General features: G+C 69.9%; 13 protein-coding genes. 12 read left to right on the forward strand and 1 reads right to left on the reverse strand.

The features are described from left to right. Both ACIPVN_RS15720 and ACIPVN_RS15725 read left to right on the forward strand, forming a co-directional pair. Complete coding sequence (locus ACIPVN_RS15720) at positions 1-1,056, forward strand: FecCD family ABC transporter permease (protein WP_400444799.1); 1,056 nt, start codon at positions 1-3, stop codon at positions 1,054-1,056. Then, complete coding sequence (locus ACIPVN_RS15725; protein WP_400444802.1) at positions 1,053-1,838, forward strand: ABC transporter ATP-binding protein; 786 nt, start codon at positions 1,053-1,055, stop codon at positions 1,836-1,838. The genes ACIPVN_RS15720 and ACIPVN_RS15725 overlap by 4 nt, the downstream gene beginning before the upstream one ends. Positions 1,839-1,916: 78 nt before the next feature. Here ACIPVN_RS15725 and ACIPVN_RS15730 read toward each other — a convergent pair whose 3' ends face one another. Next, entirely contained in the window at positions 1,917-2,945 is a 1,029-nt protein-coding gene (locus ACIPVN_RS15730) for a LacI family DNA-binding transcriptional regulator (protein ID WP_400444805.1), read from the reverse strand. 127 nt (positions 2,946-3,072) lie between these two features. Here ACIPVN_RS15730 and ACIPVN_RS15735 point away from each other — a divergent pair, with 127 nt between their 5' ends. From ACIPVN_RS15735 to ACIPVN_RS15780, 10 genes are all read left to right on the forward strand, one after another. Continuing rightward, entirely contained in the window at positions 3,073-4,308 is a 1,236-nt protein-coding gene (locus tag ACIPVN_RS15735) for an amino acid ABC transporter substrate-binding protein (RefSeq protein WP_400444808.1), read from the forward strand. A 10-nt stretch (positions 4,309-4,318) separates the two neighbouring features. Continuing rightward, positions 4,319-5,203: a branched-chain amino acid ABC transporter permease gene (locus ACIPVN_RS15740; RefSeq protein WP_400444811.1), complete on the forward strand. Its 885-nt coding sequence runs from the start codon at positions 4,319-4,321 to the stop codon at positions 5,201-5,203. Further along, positions 5,187-6,305 (forward strand): branched-chain amino acid ABC transporter permease, encoded by a 1,119-nt coding sequence (locus ACIPVN_RS15745; RefSeq protein WP_400444814.1) that lies wholly within the window; start codon positions 5,187-5,189, stop codon positions 6,303-6,305. The genes ACIPVN_RS15740 and ACIPVN_RS15745 overlap by 17 nt, the downstream gene beginning before the upstream one ends. Beyond that, on the forward strand, positions 6,302-7,054 hold the full coding sequence (locus ACIPVN_RS15750; RefSeq protein WP_400444817.1) for an ABC transporter ATP-binding protein: 753 nt from the start codon (positions 6,302-6,304) through the stop codon (positions 7,052-7,054). Before ACIPVN_RS15745 ends, ACIPVN_RS15750 begins: the two co-directional genes overlap by 4 nt. Continuing rightward, complete coding sequence (locus ACIPVN_RS15755; RefSeq protein ID WP_400444819.1) at positions 7,044-7,793, forward strand: ABC transporter ATP-binding protein; 750 nt, start codon at positions 7,044-7,046, stop codon at positions 7,791-7,793. The genes ACIPVN_RS15750 and ACIPVN_RS15755 overlap by 11 nt, the downstream gene beginning before the upstream one ends. Before the next feature lie 38 nt (positions 7,794-7,831). After that, positions 7,832-9,040 (forward strand): Gfo/Idh/MocA family protein, encoded by a 1,209-nt coding sequence (locus ACIPVN_RS15760; protein WP_400444822.1) that lies wholly within the window; start codon positions 7,832-7,834, stop codon positions 9,038-9,040. A 5-nt stretch (positions 9,041-9,045) separates the two neighbouring features. Continuing rightward, positions 9,046-10,248, forward strand: coding sequence for a dihydrodipicolinate synthase family protein (locus tag ACIPVN_RS15765; RefSeq protein WP_400444825.1), 1,203 nt, complete (start codon positions 9,046-9,048; stop codon positions 10,246-10,248). A gap of 30 nt (positions 10,249-10,278) precedes the next feature. Continuing rightward, positions 10,279-11,166: a sugar phosphate isomerase/epimerase family protein gene (locus ACIPVN_RS15770; protein WP_400444828.1), complete on the forward strand. Its 888-nt coding sequence runs from the start codon at positions 10,279-10,281 to the stop codon at positions 11,164-11,166. Between the two features lie 22 nt (positions 11,167-11,188). After that, positions 11,189-12,316, forward strand: coding sequence for a glycerate kinase (locus ACIPVN_RS15775; protein ID WP_400444967.1), 1,128 nt, complete (start codon positions 11,189-11,191; stop codon positions 12,314-12,316). Positions 12,317-12,738: 422 nt separating this feature from the next. Continuing rightward, positions 12,739-16,908 carry a PQQ-dependent sugar dehydrogenase gene (locus ACIPVN_RS15780; RefSeq protein ID WP_400444830.1) on the forward strand — a complete coding sequence of 1,390 codons (4,170 nt, stop codon included), beginning with the start codon at positions 12,739-12,741 and terminating at the stop codon, positions 16,906-16,908. The last annotated feature ends 105 nt before the right edge of the window (positions 16,909-17,013 follow it).

Here is a 17,013-nt window from a genome sequence, read left to right on the forward strand (position 1 = left end):
GTGACGACCCACCTCGACTTCGGCCGACGCGTGCACCGCATCGGCCCGCGCTCGCGCCCGTTCCTGCTCGTCGACGCGCGTTCGGCCCGCGTCTGCGCAGGGCTCTGGATCGCGATCGTGTTGCTCGCCGTCTTCGCCGTGTTCTCGGGGTCGGCGCAGATCACCCCGGTCGAGGCGCTCACGGCGCTCGTCGGCCAGGGCGACGCCTACACCTCGATGGTCGTTCTCGAGTGGCGCGCGCCGCGCATCCTCATGGCGGTGCTGCTCGGGGCGTGCCTGGCGATGAGCGGGGCGATCTTCCAGAACCTCACCGGAAACCCGCTGGGCTCGCCCGACGTGATCGGATTCCAGACCGGGTCGTACACGGGCGCGATCGTCGTGATGCTGCTGCTCGGCGGCGGCTCGGTGGAGACCATGGCCGGCGCGCTCGCCGGGGGCGTCGCGACCGCATTCCTCGTCTTCCTGCTCTCGTCGAAGCACGGGGCGGTGCGCGGGGTGCGGCTCATCATCGTGGGGATCGCGGTGAGCGCGATGCTCGCCGCGGTGAACGTGTGGATCCTGCTGACGGCGACCGTCGAAGACGCGATCATGGCGAGCCTGTGGGGTGCCGGGAACCTGTCGGGGGTCTCGTGGGCGACGTTCCTGGGGGCGTTCGGCGGATCGGCCGTCTTCCTGATCGCCGCGATGGCGCTGAGCAGACCGATGCGATTGATGCAGATCGGGATGCCGTTCGCCACCGCCCTCGGACAGAACGTGCGCGCGGTGCAGGTATCGGCGATCGTGATCGGCGTCGGGCTGACCGCCCTCGCCACCGCGACCGTCGGACCGATCTCGTTCATCGCGCTCGCGGCCCCGCAGATCGCGCGCCGCGTGGTGCGCTCCGACGGGCTCGCGCTCGGCCCGACCGCCGCGGTGGGCGCGCTGCTGCTGCTCCTCGCCGATGTCGTGGCGCAGCGCATCCATCCCGATTCGCCCCTGCCCGTCGGCATCGTCACGGTGTCGATCGGCGGACTGTACTTCCTGTGGCTGCTCCTCCGAGAGGGAAAGAAGAGATGACGCGACTGATGGTCGACGGCGCCGCGCTCGGCTATGCCTACAAGCTCGTGTGCGCCGATGTGTCCGTCGAGATCCCCGACGGCGCGTTCACCGTGATCGTGGGCCCGAACGCCTGCGGCAAGTCCACGCTGCTCAAGAGCCTGACCCGGCTCCTGCCCCCGACGCGGGGGAGCGTGCTCCTCGACGGGCGCAGTCTGCACGAGCTGCCCACCAAGCAGGTGGCGCGCGAGGTCGGTCTGCTCCCGCAGGGGCCGGTCGCGCCCGACGGCATCCGCGTGGTCGATCTGGTCACTCGCGGGCGGTACCCGCACCAACGCTTGTTCGCGCCGTGGTCGCCCGAAGACGAAGCCGCCGTCGCCGGCGCGATGGATGCCACCGGCATCCGCCATCTGTCGGGTCGGATGGTCGACGAGCTCTCGGGCGGGCAGCGGCAGCGGGTGTGGATGGCGGTGGCGCTCGCGCAGCAGACGCCGATCCTGCTGCTCGACGAGCCGACGACCTATCTCGACGTGAGCCACCAGATCGAGCTGCTCGAGCTGTGCCGCACGCTCAACCGCACGCAGGGGCACACGCTCGTCGCCGTGCTGCACGACCTCAACCAGGCCGCGCGCTACGCCGATCACGTCATCGCGATGAAGGACGGCGAGGTCGTCGCGACCGGCACACCGGGAGACGTGATCACCGAGGCGCTCGTCGCGGACGTGTTCGGGCTCGACGCCCGGGTCATCCCCGACCCCGAGTCGGCGAGCCCGCTCGTCGTGCCGCGCTGGCCCCACGGCTGAGTTCCGGGGCGCGAGGGGTCGAAACACGCCGAGAACGGATGCCGAGGCGCGGCGTGTCGTGACTCGTCAGCGAGAGAGTCAGGCCCGCGGCGGCGCCGTCGAGGAGCGCACGATCAGCTCGTGCGAGGTCGAGACCGTGCGGGCCTCGTCGCTCGCGGGGCGCAGGATGAGCGTGACGGCGTGCTGCCCCATCTCGAACATCGGGATGCGGGCGGTGGTCAGCGCGGGGGCGACGTCGGCGGCGACCGCGATGTCGTCGAAACCGACGACCGACAGATCGTCGGGAACGCGGATGCCGTGCTGGCGCAGTTCGCTCAGGATGCCGATGGCCATGGCGTCGTTGAGGCCGACGATCGCGGTGAGGCCGCGGGCCGGGAATCCGCCGTCGATGAGCTCGCGCGCCCCGGCGATGCCGCCCTCGCGCGTGAACTCCTTCGAGACGACGGTGAGCTCTACCTCGGCATCCGCGATGCCCTCGCGGAGCCCGGCGATGCGATCGGCCACGGTGTTGAGTTCGAGCGGGCCGGCGACGACCCCGATGCGCCGGTGCCCGAGGGCGGCGAGGTGCGCGCCGACCGAGACGCCGGCGCGGTGGTTGTCGGGCAGCACGGCGTCGATCGGCAGGTAGTGGCGGCCGATGACCGCGGCGCGACCACCGGCGAGCGCGAAGTCGGCGAGTGCGGCGGTCATCTTCTGCTCGTGCTCAGGGTCGGCGTAGCCGGAGCCGGCGATGATGATCGACCCCACGCGCTGCCGCAGCAGCGCCTGCACCTGGGCGAGCTCGCTCTCGGGGGTGCGGTCGGCCTGGGCGATCTGCACGGAGCGGTTCTCGAGGGTGGCGCTGCGGATGACACCGCTGGCGATCTCGGAGAAGTAGGGGTCGCCGATCTCGTGCACCAGCAGGCCGATGGTCGGCACGAGCCCGCCGGCCAGCCCGCGCGCGTGCAGGTTGGGTTCGTATCCGAGCTCCTGCGCGACGCGGCGCACATGGGCGGCGACCTCGGGCGAGATGCCCGATCCCCCGCTCATGGCGCGCGATGCGCTCGCCAGGGAGACCCCGGCCGCCTCGGCGACGTCGACGAGTCGCGGCGTACCTGTACGCTTCACGAAAACCTCCCCTGGAGCAAAATCGACGCTGATCGCGCTGTGGGTTGCTCTCGTTCTTCCACGCAAGTATAGTGGCGGAAGCGCTTACGAAAGCGCTTTCGCTTACGATGACGTAGGAGACACCCGCATGACTGCACGCCGCCAAGGTCGACGGATTGCCGCAGCGATCGGATCGTTGACGATCGCCGCCCTCACGGTTTCGGCCTGTTCCGGAACCGGTGACCAGTCGGAAGGGGGTGGATCGGACGACCCCATCGTCATCGGCATCTCGCTGCCGCTCACCGGCGACTTCTCGGAGCCGGGCAAGGGCGTCGAGCGCGGCTACGAGGCCTGGCGAGACATCGTCAACGAGAACGGCGGACTGCTCGGTCGCCAGGTCGAGCTGAAGATCCTCGACGACCAGTCCAACGCCGACCGTGTCGTCTCGGACTACGAGTCGCTCATCGCCCAGGACGGCGTCGACCTCGTCTTCGGTCCGTTCTCGACCCGTCTGGTCGTGCCCTCGGCGCGTGTCGCGCAGGAGTACGGCATGCTCTTCGTCGAGCCGGCCGGAGCCGCGGCCGAGGTGTTCGAGCAGGGCTTCGACAACCTCTTCTACGCCGCCCCCGCGATCGCGAACGACCACTACAACAACCTCGCCGACTACCTGCTCGCCCTTCCCGAGGACCAGCGTCCCGAGACGGCGGCCGTCGCCGCGATGGACGACCCCTTCGCGCAGGGCACGGCCTACGGCCTGCGCGACAAGCTCGAAGAGGCCGGCGTCGAGATCCTCGTCGACGAGGTCTACCCGCCCAACACGACCGACTTCTCGACGATCGCGGCGAAGATCGCGCAGTCGGATGCCGACATCGTGATCGGCGGCACCCAGTACCAGGACGCGGTCAACCTGATCATCGCGCTGCAGCAGCTGAACTACCAGCCCGAGCTCGCCGCGTTCTCGACCGCCCCGACCAACCCCGAGTTCGCCGCGGCGATCGGCGGGGCGACCGAGGGCATCCTGGCTCCCACCGGCTACTCGCCCGACTCGCAGTTCCCCAGCAACATCGAGTTCGTCGAGAAGTACACCGAGATGCACGGCAACCCGCCGGCCGAGGACGAGGCGAACGCCTACACGACCGGACAGGTCGTCGCCGCGGCCGTCGAGGCCGTCGGCTGCGCCGAGCAGGGGGAGTGCCAGCAGCAGCTCATCGACTGGCTCCGCGACAACGAGGTCGAGACCGTGGTCGGGCCCCTGAGCTGGGACGAGACGGGCAAGCCCACCGGCGCTCACCTCATCCAGCAGTGGGTCGGCGGCGAGATCCGCATCGTCCTCCCCGAGGACGTCAAGGAGACCGACTTCCTCTTCCCGAAGCCGACGTGGTGATCCGTACATCGTGAGTGGAGCACTGCTACTTCAAAGCCTGATCCTCGGCGTGCTGCTGGGAGGGCTCTACGCCCTCCTGGCCGCAGGCCTCACCCTCTACTTCGGCATCATGCGCGTCGTGATGATCGCGCACTCCGCGTTCCTCATCCTCGCCGCGTACCTCGCCTGGTGGTTCAACCGCGAGACCGGGCTCGACCCGCTGCTGTCGCTGGTCGTCACCGTGCCGCTGTTCTTCCTCACCGGCGTCGTGATGCAGCGGCTGCTGGTGTCGCGTCTCAAGCCGCTGACGCTCACCATGATGTCGGTGCTGCTCACCTTCGCGGTGGCGCTGATCATCGAGGGGGCGCTCGGGTTCTTCTTCTCGGGCACCCAGCGGCGCATCCCGCTGCCGTACGCCAGCGCGAGCCTCGACTTCTTCGGGGCCTCGGTGCCGGTCGTCAAGCTCATCGCGTTCGGCCTCGCGGCCGTGGCGCTCGCCGGCCTCTTCGTGCTGCTGAAGTACACGAAGTTCGGCCAGGCGCTCCGGGCCACGATCCAGCATCCGGAGGCGGCGCGGCTGGTCGGCATCAACACCGACCGCGTTGCGGGCTACGGCTTCGGCCTCGGCCTCGCGACCGCCGCGATCGGTGGCACCGCGCTCTCGCTCGATGCCACGATCTACCCCTCGCTGCACTGGCACTGGATCGGCCCGCTCATGGCGATCATCGTCGTCGGCGGTCTCGGCAGCATCCCGGGCGCGGCCATCGCGGCGCTCGTCCTCGGAGTCGCGCAGAGCCTGCTGCAGCTCCCCCTCGGACCCACGTGGGCGCAGACGATCTTCTACGTCGCCCTGTTCGCCACGCTGATGTTCCGCCCGCAAGGATTCTTCGGAGGTCGTCTTGCCCAGCGTTTCTAGCCGCGAACCGATCGCGACCGAGACGGTCGTCATCGCTCCGCCCGCTCCCACCCGTCGTCGCTCGACGACGTGGATCAAGCTCGCCGCTCTCGTCATCGGCGCGGCGCTCATCCTCTCGTTCCCGACCATCGCCCCGAACCCGTACATCCTGTCGGCGGGCGTCGTCATCCTCAACTACGCCGTGCTGTCGACGGGGTGGAACTTCATGGGCGGGTTCACGGGGTACATCTCCCTGGGCCACGCCGCCTACTTCGGGCTCGGCGCCTACGGCACCGCGCTCCTGATCAAGTACCTGGCGCTCCCGGGCTTCGTCGCCTGGGTCCTCGCCGCCCTGCTCGTCGCGGTGATCGCGATCCCGATCGGCATCGCCGCCCTCCGGGTGCGCGGGGCATCGTTCGTGATCGTGTCGATCGCCTTCGTGCTCATCATGCTGCTGGTGTTCCAGAGCTGGCGCGAGGTGACCGGCGGCTCCGAGGGGCTCAACGTCCCCCGGCCGTTCCCGGGCATGCTGCGACCCGAGCACCACCGGGTGTTCTTCTACCTGTTCGTGGCCCTGCTCGCCTTCGCGCTGCTGGTGTGGTGGATCATCGACCGGTCGAAGTTCGGCACCGCGCTCAAGTCCATCCGCGAGGACGAGGACAAGGCGCAGTCGCTGGGCGTGCCGACCACCCGCTACAAGCTCATCGCCTACATCCTCTCGGCGCTGTTCGTGTCGCTGGGCGGCGGCCTCTACGCGCTGTGGTTCGGCGACCTCGACCCGATCTTCCAGTTCTCGATCCTCATCGGCTCGTACATGGTGCTCATGGCGCTGCTCGGCGGGGTGCGCAACCTCTTCGGCCCGCTCCTCGGCGCCGTCGTCGTGGGTGTCGCCCTCGAGTACTTCAAGCTCGAGTTCGGCGACACGCAGTTCCACCTCATCGCCACCGGCATCCTGCTCGGCATCGTCGTGCTCTTCATGCCCGACGGCGTCATCCCCGCGGTGCGCAACCTCATCACCCGCAAATCCGACCAGGCCTCGATCCGCGAGGTGACCGCCGGCGAACTTCTCGAGCAGAACGAGAAACGAACGGCGGATGCCGCGGCGAAGGAGACGTCAGCATGAACGCCGCCACCACCACGCTCGACAGCCTCAGCACCGTCGAGATGACCAAGAGGTTCGGCGGCGTGACCGCCGTCGACGCCGCGACCGTCACCTTCCAGGAGGGCAAGGTCAACGGCCTGATCGGACCGAACGGCTCGGGCAAGACGACCTTCTTCAACTGCGTGACCGGCATGATCAAGCCGGACTCCGGCGAGGTGCGCTACCGGGGGCAGGCGATCACCCGCAAGTCGCCCGACCGCATCGCCCGGGCGGGCATCGGCCGCAGCTTCCAGCTGTGCCGGGTGTTCCCGCGCATGACGGTGATGGAGAACCTGCTGGTCGCCGTGCGCAGCACGAGCATCCGCCAGCAGCTGCGCTCGGCGCACGATCCCGACGAGCTCGAGCGGGCCCGCGGCTGGCTGCGACGCGTCGGCATCGACCACCTCGAGCACGCCGAGGCCCGCAACCTCAGTTACGGCCAGCAGAAGCTGCTCGAGCTCGCGGGCGTGCTCATGGGCGAGCCCGACACGATCATGCTCGACGAGCCGGCCGGTGGCGTGAACCCCGCCCTCATCGGGCGCATCGCGACCCTCGTGCGCGAGCTCAACGAGGAGGGCAAGACCTTCATCATCGTCGAGCACAACATGGAGATGGTCATGAGCCTGTGCGACCACGTGATCGTGTTCGACCGCGGGCGCCCGATCGCCGCGGGCACCCCCGAGATCATCCAGCAAGACCCGCGAGTCCTGGAGGCCTACCTTGGAGTCTGAAGCGAAGAACCTGCTCGAACTGCGCGACATCGAGGCGGGGTACGGCCGGGCGGCGCTCGTGCTGCGCGGTCTCACCGTCGAGGTGCCGCCGGGATCGGTGGTCTGCCTCGTGGGGCCGAACGGCGCCGGCAAATCGACCGTGCTGAAGGTCGCGAGCGGCATGCTCAAGCCGCGCTCGGGCAAGATCGAGGTCGACGGCCGCGACATCACCGGCGAGGGACCGCAGTCGATGCTGCGCCACGGCCTCGCCCACGTGCTGCAGGGCCACAGCGTCTTCCGCGAGATGACGGTCGGCGAGAACGTGATGCTCGGCGCCTTCACCCTCAAGGACCAGAAGGTGATCCAGGAGCGCGTCGAGTTCGTGCAGAATCTCTTCCCCATCGTGGGGGAGCGGTGGAAGCAACTCGCGGGTCTGCTCTCGGGCGGCCAGCAGAAGCAGGTCGAGTTCGCCCGGTCGCTCATGGTGAGCCCCAAGGTCGTGCTCCTCGACGAGCCGTCGATGGGTCTCGACCCCAAGACCACCGAGAAGGTGTTCGAGCAGATCGTGCGCATGCGCGACGCCGGAACCGCGGTGCTGCTCGTCGAGCAGAACGCGCGACGGGCGCTCGAGACCGCCGACATCGGCTGCGTGCTCGACCTCGGTCGCGTGCACATCTCGGGCCCGGCATCCGAACTGCTCGCCGACCCCACCCTCGCCGCGCTCTACCTGGGCGGCAAGCCCGCCACGACCGGCAACTGACTCGCATGAACAGCACCCTGACGGAAGAACGGAACGAGATGTCCCTCACGACCACCGCCTCTGCCGAGGCCCCCGCATCCGCCTTCTCTCCCGCGAATACGCGCGAGATCGGCATCATCATGAACGGCGTCTCGGGGCGCATGGGCTACCGCCAGCACCTCGTGCGCTCGATCCTCGCGATCCGCGACGAGGGCGGCATCGAGCTCTCCGACGGCACGAAGGTGACGGTGCGGCCGCTCCTCGTCGGCCGCAGCGAGACGAAGCTCGCCGAGCTCGCCGAGCGCCACGGCATCGCCGACTACACGACGGATCTCGACGCAGCCCTCGCCGATCCGCAGTGGGAGATCTACGCCGACTTCCTCGTGACGAAGGCGCGGGCCACGGCGCTGCGCAAGGCGATCGCGGCCGGCAAGACGATCTACACCGAGAAGCCGACCGCCGAGTCGCTCGAGGAATCCCTCGAGCTCGCCCGCCTCGCCCGCGAGGCCGGCGTCAAGACCGGTGTCGTGCACGACAAGCTCTACCTGCCCGGTCTGCAGAAGCTCAAGCGACTGATCGACTCGGGCTTCTTCGGACGCATCCTCTCGGTGCGCGGCGAGTTCGGGTACTGGGTCTTCGAGGGCGACTGGCAGCCCGCGCAGCGCCCCAGCTGGAACTACCGCACCGAAGACGGCGGCGGCATCATCGTCGACATGTTCCCGCACTGGAACTACGTGCTCGAGAACCTCTTCGGCACGGTCGAGAGCGTGTACGCCCAGGCGGCCGTGCACATCCCCGACCGCTGGGACGAGAACGGCGAGCGCTACACCGCCACCGCGGAGGACGCCGCCTACGGGATCTTCGAGCTGGAGGGCGGGGCGATCGCGCAGATCAACTCCTCGTGGACCGTGCGCGTCAACCGCGACGAGCTCGTCGAGTTCCACGTCGACGGCACGCTCGGCTCGGCCGTCGTCGGGCTCTTCGGCGCCAAGATCCAGCACCGCAACGCCACCCCGAAGCCGGTGTGGAACCCCGACCTCGCCGATGACCACGACTACGCGGCGGATTGGGCGGGCGTCCCCACGAACGAGGTGTTCCAGAACGGCTTCCGGCAGCAGTGGGAGGAGTTCCTGGAGTCGTACGTGCTCGGCACCGACTACGCGTTCGACCTGCTCGCGGGTGCCCGCGGTGTGCAGCTGGCCGAGGCCGGACTCGCGTCGTCGCGCGAGGGGCGCAAGATCGAACTGACCCCGCTGACCGAGGGGTGACGACCATGGGCGCGCTCACCCTGCTCGCCCCGGACGGCTCGACCTCACAGGTCGAGTTGTCCGAGGCGCCCTCGTACACCCGCCCCGATGGCCCGTTGCGGAGCCGCGTGGCCTACGCCGCGGCGCACGTCGTGCCGAAGGTCGCCGGAGACAACACCCCGGGGCGTCCCGCCGAGATCGACTGGGACGCGACACTCGCCTTCCGCCGCCACGCCTACGCGTGGGGGCTGGGCGTGGCCGACGCGATGGACACCGCCCAGCGCAACATGGGATTGGATGCCGCGGCGACCCGCGAGTTGATCTCGCGCTCGGCCGAGGTCGCCCGCGAGGAGGGCGGCGCGGTCGTCGTCGGGGTCAACACCGACCACGTCGACGACGAGCAGATCACGGTGGATGCCGTCATCGACGCCTACAAGACGCAGCTGCACTTCACCGAGGAGCAGGGAGCGGGGCCCGTGATCATGGCGTCGCGCCACCTGGCCCGCGCCGCCCGTTCGGCCGACGACTACCGCCGGGTGTATCGCGAGGTGTTGGGCGCGGCGACGACCCCGGTCGTGCTGCACTGGCTCGGCACCGCGTTCGATCCCGTGCTGCAGGGGTACTTCGGATCCGACGACTGGCGCACGGCATCCGATGTGCTGATCGAGATCATCGGGGAGAACGCCGACCGGGTGGCCGGAGTCAAGATGAGCCTGCTCGACGCGGCATCCGAAGTCGCCGTGCGCGACCGTCTGCCCGACGGCGTGCGCATGTTCACCGGCGACGACTTCAACTACGTCGGCCTGATCGGCGGGGCCGACGTGCCGGATGCCGCGCAGCCCGTGAGCGAGGCGGCCGAGCCGCGGCGGCACTCCGACGCGTTGCTCGGCGCGTTCGCGGCGCTGACGACGTCGGCATCGGCGGCGATCCAGGCGTTGGACGCCGGTGACCCCGATCGCTACCTCGAGATCCTCGGCCCGACCGAGGCGCTGAGCCGGCAGATCTTCGCGACGCCGACCTTCTACTACAAGACGGGCGTCGCCTTCGTGTCGTGGCTCAACGGCCACCAGCCCGCGTTCCAGATGGTCGGCGGCCTGCACTCCGCGCGCAGCCTGCCGCACCTGTCGCGCATCGTCGAGCTCGCCAACGCCGCACGCGCGTTGGAGAACCCCGACCTCGCGGCCGGCCGCTGGCATGCGCTGCTGAAGCTGAACGGTGTCCTCGCATGAACGGTGTCCTCGCATGAACGGAGTCCTCGCATGACCGCGCCCGACCCCCGTCTGTCGATCAACCAGGCGACCATCAAGCACGCCGACCTCCGCACCGCGCTCGATGTGACGCGCGACGCCGGTGTCGAGGCGATCGGTCTGTGGCGCGAGCCCGTGCAGGCCGTGGGGCTCGCGACCGCCGCGGCGATGCTCGCCGACTCCGGTCTGAGGTTCACGACGCACTGCCGCGGCGGGTTCTTCACGGTGCCCGACGGCGAGGCGCGGCAGGCGTCGCTCGACGACAACCGCGTCGCGATCGACGAGACCGCGGCGCTCGCCGCCGCCGGCGCTCCCGGGTCGACCGCCGTGCTGGTGCTCGTCGCCGGCGGGCTGCCCGAGGGGTCGCGCGACATCGCGGGAGCGCGCGAACGGGTACGCGACGCGATCGGCGACCTGGCGTCCTACGCCGCCGCCGCGGGAGTGACGCTCGCGATCGAGCCGCTGCATCCGATGTTCGCGACCGACCGCTGCGTCGTCTCGACCCTCGGGCAGGCCCTCGACATCGCCGCCGACTTCGACGCGGAGGTCGTGGGCGCCGCCGTCGACACCTTCCACATCTTCTGGGACCCCGATGTGCTCGCGCAGATCGCCCGAGCCGGACGCGGGGGCCGTATCGCGACCTATCAGGTGTGCGACTGGAAGACCCCGCTGCCCGCCGACGTGCTGCTCAGCCGGCACTATCCCGGCGACGGCGTGATCGACCTGCAGGGCCTCACCGAGGCCGTGGTCGCCACCGGGTACGACCGCGACATCGAGGTCGAGATCTTCCACGCCGACATCTGGGCCGATGACCCGGCCGCCGTCGTGCGGCGTACGGCCGAGACCTTCGGGCGCAGCGTCTCGCCGTACCTCGCGCCCGCGCTTCCCCGCCCCGCGTAGTGTCGTGAGCGTGACCCCGAGCGTGCACACCGTCGTCTTCGCCCCCGACAGCTTCAAGGGCACGATCGGTGCCGCCGATGTCGCCGCCGCGCTCGCCGCGGGGTGGGGCTCGGTTCGTCCGGACGATCGTGTGGTGCTGCGGCCGATGGCCGACGGGGGAGAGGGCACGGTCGACGCGTTCGCCGCGGCGATTGACGGGGTGGTGCGCGTGCCGGTGCGGGTGACGGGTCCGGACGGACGGCCGACGGATGCCGCGTGGCTGCGATTGCCGGCGACCACCGATGCTCCGCAGGGCACGGGTGTGGTCGAGCTGGCGTCGACCAGTGGCATCGAACTGCTCGGCGAGCGGCGCGTGGGGGAGGACGCCCACACGCTCGGCTTCGGGCAGGCGATCGCCGCGGCCCTCGACGCCGGGGTGTCGCGCCTCGTGCTCGGGATCGGGTCGAGCGCGTCGACCGACGGCGGGGTCGGGATGCTGACGGCGCTGGGTGCCCGATTCCTCGACGCATCCGGAGCGCCGATCGCCGACGGGGCGCGTGGACTGGCCGAGGTCGCATCGGTCGACCTGACCGGGTTGCGCGCGCTGCCCCCCGGTGGTGTTCTCGTGCTCAGCGACGTGACGAACCCGTTGCTCGGGTCGCTCGGGGCGGCGGCGGTGTTCGGTCCGCAGAAGGGGCTTGCCGATGAGGTGATCGCGCGCGCCGACGCAGGACTCGCGCGCCTCGCGGCTCTCCTGCCCGCCGATCCTGCGATGCCGGGCGCGGGCGCGGCCGGCGGCACCGGATTCGGCCTCCTGGTGTGGGGCGCGCGACTCGTGGCGGGCTCGGCCGAGGTCGGTGAACTCGTGGGACTGCCAGAGGCATTGGCCGCGGCATCCGCTCTCGGTCCTACCGTGGTGATCACGGGCGAGGGCGCGTTCGACGGACAGTCGGGTGCCGGCAAGGTGCCGTCGTATGTCGCCTCGGTCGCCGCCGACGCCCGGGTGCCCGCGCTGCTCGTGGCCGGTCGCATCGACGCGGATGCCGACACCTCGGCGTTCGCCGCGCACGCCGCGCTCACCGATCTCGCGGGCTCCGGCGAGGCCGCGATGCAGGATCCGGCCCGCTGGCTGCATGCGGCCGGGGCGGAGCTCGCGCGCGCACTCGACTGATCTCGGGGCGGGACCCTTCGACAAGCTCAGGGACCCAGTGGCTGGGCCCTTCGACAAGCTCAGGGACCCAGTGGCTGGGCCCTTCGACGAGCTCAGGGACCCAGTCTCAGGAACTGGGTCGCTGAGCCTGTCGAAGCGTCCCCCACGCGCAACACGCGGAGAATTCCGCGTGGGGCGGAAGCATCCGCCCAATTCCTCCGCCCCACGGCGAGAACTCCGCCCGACACGGTGCGTGAGGTCGAAGCATCCCGCCCTTGCCTCCCCCGCGCCCGCGCGCTAGCCTCGACGAAAGCGGTTGCGAAAGCGCTTACGCACGCGCTTCCGTGATGCTGATCGCCCTTCCCTCTGCAGTGCCGCCCCGGGGAGGAGCACGACACCACACCGGCACGACACCACACGACGATGACGTTGAGAGGTCTCTGATGCAGAAGCGAAACACACGGTCGACGAGCGCGAACCGGCGAACGGATGCCGTGCCACCGGGCGGCAGACGCCACCGCAGAGCCGGGGCGGCCGCCATCGCCGCGGCCATGATCGGCACCCTGCTCGCCGCAACCCCCGCGACGGCCGATGCCACGTTCCCCGAGGTGATCGACTTCGAGGGCTACGAGCGCACGGCGCTGAACGGGCAGGACGGCTGGACGGCATCCGCTGCTCCGCGTGTCGTCGCCGACCCGCTCAACGGAAACAACCAGGTCGTCGAGTCGGTCGGCGGCGGCCAGCAGGCGTTCCGCGAGATCCCGGCGATCGCCGACGGCACGACCGGAACGCTCTTCTTCCGCTTCCTGCGCACGGGCAGCGTCGACACCTCGTTCGGTCTGACCGACGTCGACGCCCCGAACGACTACGCGCACAGCCGCGCGTACGTGAACAACCAGAACGACGACGTGCTGCGCGTCCGCGACGGCGGCGCCTTCAGGCCCGCGGGCGTCTGGTCGCGCGATGCCTGGCAGTGCGTCTGGATCGTCGCCGACAACGCCACCGACAAGGTCGCCGTCTACAGTCAGGGCGGCGCCTACGACGAGATCACCCGCCTGCCCGAGGGCACCGAGCAGCAGTTCGGCTTCCGCCAGGCGGTGAACGGCGACCTCGACCGCTTCTTCTGGAAGAACGGCGCCACCAGCACCGGGCGCCTGTTGCTCGACGACGTCGCGATCGACACGACGGGGGAGAACCTCGCGATCGCCACGGGCAACGAGGGCGACTGCGCACCCGGCGAGACCCCGACCGAGCCGCTGCTGAACCCGCTGCCCGACCCGGAGCTCGCGAGCCTGGGCATCGAGGTCACCGAGCTCGCGCAGCTGCCCGAGTCGACGACCACCCCGGCCACACAGGACCCGCGTCTGGTGCGGCACAACCGCATCACGCACCTCGACGAGGTTCCCGATGACTCGGGTCGCCTGATGGTGCCCGACAACAACGCGATCCTCTACCTCGTCGACAAGGCATCGGGCGAGTACGTGCCCTACCTCAACGTGCGCGACGAGTTCGTCGACAACTTCCACAACAGCGCGGGACTGGGCACGGGACTCGGCGCCGCGGAGTTCCACCCGGACTTCGCCGAGAACGGGCTCTTCTACACAGTGCACACCGAGGGCGGTACGGCGCTCACCGAGGACACCCCGGACTTCCCGGCCTTCGGCAACACGCAGTTCCACAGCGTGATCACCGAGTGGACGGCATCCGATCCGTCCGCCGAGACGTTCTCCGGCACGCACCGCGAGGTCATGCGCATCCCGTTCGGCGGCCGCGTGCACACGGTGCAGCAGATCGCGTTCAACCCGACGGCCGCCGAGGGCACCGCCGAGCACGGCATCCTGTACATCCTCGTCGGCGACGGCGGCAACGGCGTCGGCAACGGCAACCCGCAGGATCTCGCCACCCCGCAGGGCAAGGTGCTGCGCATCGACCCGACCGGTGACGACAGCGCGAACGGCGCGTACGGCATCCCCGCCGACAACCCGTTCCTGGACGAGGAGGGTGCGCTCCCCGAGATCTACGCGGTGGGTCTGCGCGACCCGCACCGCATCAGCTGGGACCCCGAGGGCGACCACACCATGTACCTCGCCCACATCGGCGAGTGGCAGGTCGAGTCGGTCTACGCCGTCGAGCCGGGCGACAACTTCGGCTGGTCGGTGCGCGAGGGCTCGTTCCTCGCCGAGAACCGGCAGATCTTCCCGCTGCCCGAGAACGACGCCGAGTTCGGCTTCACCTACCCGGTGGCCGCCTACGACCACAACCGCGACCCCGGCCAGACCGGTGACGCGGGCGTGGCCGTGAACGGCGGCTTCGTCTATCGCGGCGACATCGAGGCGCTGCAGGGTCGGTACCTCTTCACCGACCTGGTGCGCGGATGGGTGCTCTCGACGCAGGCCGACGAGATGGTGCGCAACGACGGCGACATCGCCGATCTCGCGACGATCGAGCAGCTGCGGGTGTTCGAGGACGGCGAGGAGACCACCTTCCAGGAGCTGGTGGGCGACACGCGCGTCGACCTGCGCTTCGGCTCGGATGCCGACGGCGAGCTGTATCTCGTCTCGAAGGCGAACGGCAAGATCTGGAAGGTGACGGGCGCCCGCGAGGCGGGTCCGTCCTCTCCGTTCGTGCTGCCGGAGCTCGCGCCGAACATCGTCACGCACCACGACTTCGACCACCCGGGCTCCGACCCGACCGTCGAGGTCGACCAGGGGCGCTCGGGCACCGACATCGCGCTGATCAACGGCGGTATCGAGCAGCGGGTGACCGACCGTGCCTACTCGGGAGCGGGCAAGGCGCTGCAGACGCAGCAGATGAGTCCGACGACCGCGTCGAACGACGACTGGAAGGCCGGGGTCTACGACGCCACGGGGGTCGACACGCTCGGTGACTTCGCCGGTGCCGAGGAGATCTCGGTGATGGGCTGGTTCAAGCCCACGGGGGATCACCCGGCGCTGAACTCCGGCACCGCGAACCCCGACGACGTCTACAACGCGATCGGTCTCGCGGGCGTGCTCACCGGCACCTCCGACGGCCACGCGGTGCGGGCGCTGCTCGAGGTCATCACGGTCGACGGCGAGCTCAAGCTCGTCGCCCTCGGTCGCCGCGTCGACGGGGCCGGGTCGTGGACGTTCGCGGCCGACCTGCCGTGGGACGAGATCCTGAAGAAGGGGCAGTGGGTGCATCTCGCCGCGACCTTCGACTTCGCCGCGGGAGAGATGAAGCTGTACATGAACGGCGAGGAGCTCGCCGGGCGCTACACGGCAGCCAACCCCTGGGGATCGGGCGCGACGAGCGACACCACCCCCGCCGGCATCAAGATCGGAGGCAGCTTCCCGCAGAACACCCGCGAGTCGAACCCGTTCCACGGCCGGATGGACGACGTGATGCTGCTCGACACGGTGCCGACCGCCGAGCAGATCGCCGCGCAGTACGCGCTCTACGCCGTGCCGCCGGTGGAGCCTCCGGCCCCCGCCGCCTGCACGCCCGACGGGCAGGTGATCACCGACGTGATGGGAGAGGAGAACTGGGCGCCCAGGACTCCCGCCAAATGGGACTTCCCCGGCGACCAGATCGTGCTCACCGAGGCGGGTGCGAACCCGAACGACGGCATCCGTCGTCCCTTCGAATACGCCGTGCTGAACGAGGGGCCCGTGCTCGGGTCGTTCGATCTGACGGCCCAGGTGCGCATCGATGAGAAGGCCTCGGTCAACAACCGCGACGTCATCCTGGTGTTCGGGTGGAAGTCCGACACCGAGTACTCGTACGTGCACCTGTCGAAGGACAACACGATCTACCCGCACAACGGCATCTTCACGGTGAACAACGCCGACCGCGTGCGGGTCGACGACCAGTGGGACGGCTCGGTCGGCGCCCCGCCGGCGATCACCGACGAGGAGTGGCACGACGTGCGTCTCGTGCGCTGCGACACGGGCGAGGTCGCGGTCTACCTCGACGGGCTCGACACCCCGCTGCTCACCGCGACCGACACCACGTTCCCGGAGGGGCGGGTGGGCTTCGGCTCGTTCGACAACTTCGGGCGACTGCGCGACCTGACGGTCACGGCGGCGGCGACCGACACCACGGCTCCCGCCGTGACGGTCAAGCCGGATGCCGGGGCGACGGTCGGCCGCGACGGCGTCTATTCGACCGTCTCGTTCAAGCTGCACGACGAGGGGCTCGTGGCGGGTCTCTCGCTCAACGGCGTCGAGAAGGAGGTGACGGATGCCGTCTGGTCCGACCTCAACGGCGTGAAGCCGGGGGTGTTCGGGGCCGTCGAGGGCGCGAACACCCTGGTCGTGCGCGACGCGGCGGGCAACGAGACGACGGTGCGGTTCACGCTCGACGTCACGCCGCCGACGGTCACGGCGAAACCCGACTCGAAGGGTGCGGGCGCGGATCGCGCATACAAGGTCGTGTCGTTCAAGCTCTACGACGCGCTGAAGGTCGATCGCGTCGTGCTGAACGGGGTGACGACCGAGCTGACCGACAACCCCTGGTCGGATCTCAACGCCGTCAAGGCCGGCCGCTTCGGCGCCGTCGCCGGCGAGAACACCCTGGTGGTGCTCGACGTCGCGGGCAACGCGACGGAGGTGAGGTTCACGCTCGTGCCCTAGCCGCGGCATCCGAGGTCGTCGAGACCCATCACTCTCGCCGAGACCCATCGCCCCGTACGTCGGGGGCGGTGGGTCTCGACGCGTGCGGTGGGTCTCGGCATCCGT

It is taken from the genome of Microbacterium sp. NPDC090003, from assembly GCF_044748385.1.
Lineage (GTDB): Bacteria > Actinomycetota > Actinomycetes > Actinomycetales > Microbacteriaceae > Microbacterium.

Excerpts from the sequence above, each read along its gene's own strand:
- ACIPVN_RS15770 (WP_400444828.1), top strand. The coding sequence starts at position 10,279 with ATGACCGCGCCCGACCCCCGTCTGTCGATCAACCAGGCGACCATCAAG.
- ACIPVN_RS15760 (WP_400444822.1), top strand. The coding sequence starts at position 7,832 with ATGTCCCTCACGACCACCGCCTCTGCCGAGGCCCCCGCATCCGCCTTC.
- ACIPVN_RS15765 (WP_400444825.1), top strand. The coding sequence starts at position 9,046 with ATGGGCGCGCTCACCCTGCTCGCCCCGGACGGCTCGACCTCACAGGTC.
- ACIPVN_RS15735 (WP_400444808.1), top strand. The coding sequence starts at position 3,073 with ATGACTGCACGCCGCCAAGGTCGACGGATTGCCGCAGCGATCGGATCG.
- ACIPVN_RS15725 (WP_400444802.1), top strand. The coding sequence starts at position 1,053 with ATGACGCGACTGATGGTCGACGGCGCCGCGCTCGGCTATGCCTACAAG.
- ACIPVN_RS15780 (WP_400444830.1), top strand. The coding sequence starts at position 12,739 with ATGCAGAAGCGAAACACACGGTCGACGAGCGCGAACCGGCGAACGGAT.
- ACIPVN_RS15750 (WP_400444817.1), top strand. The coding sequence starts at position 6,302 with ATGAACGCCGCCACCACCACGCTCGACAGCCTCAGCACCGTCGAGATG.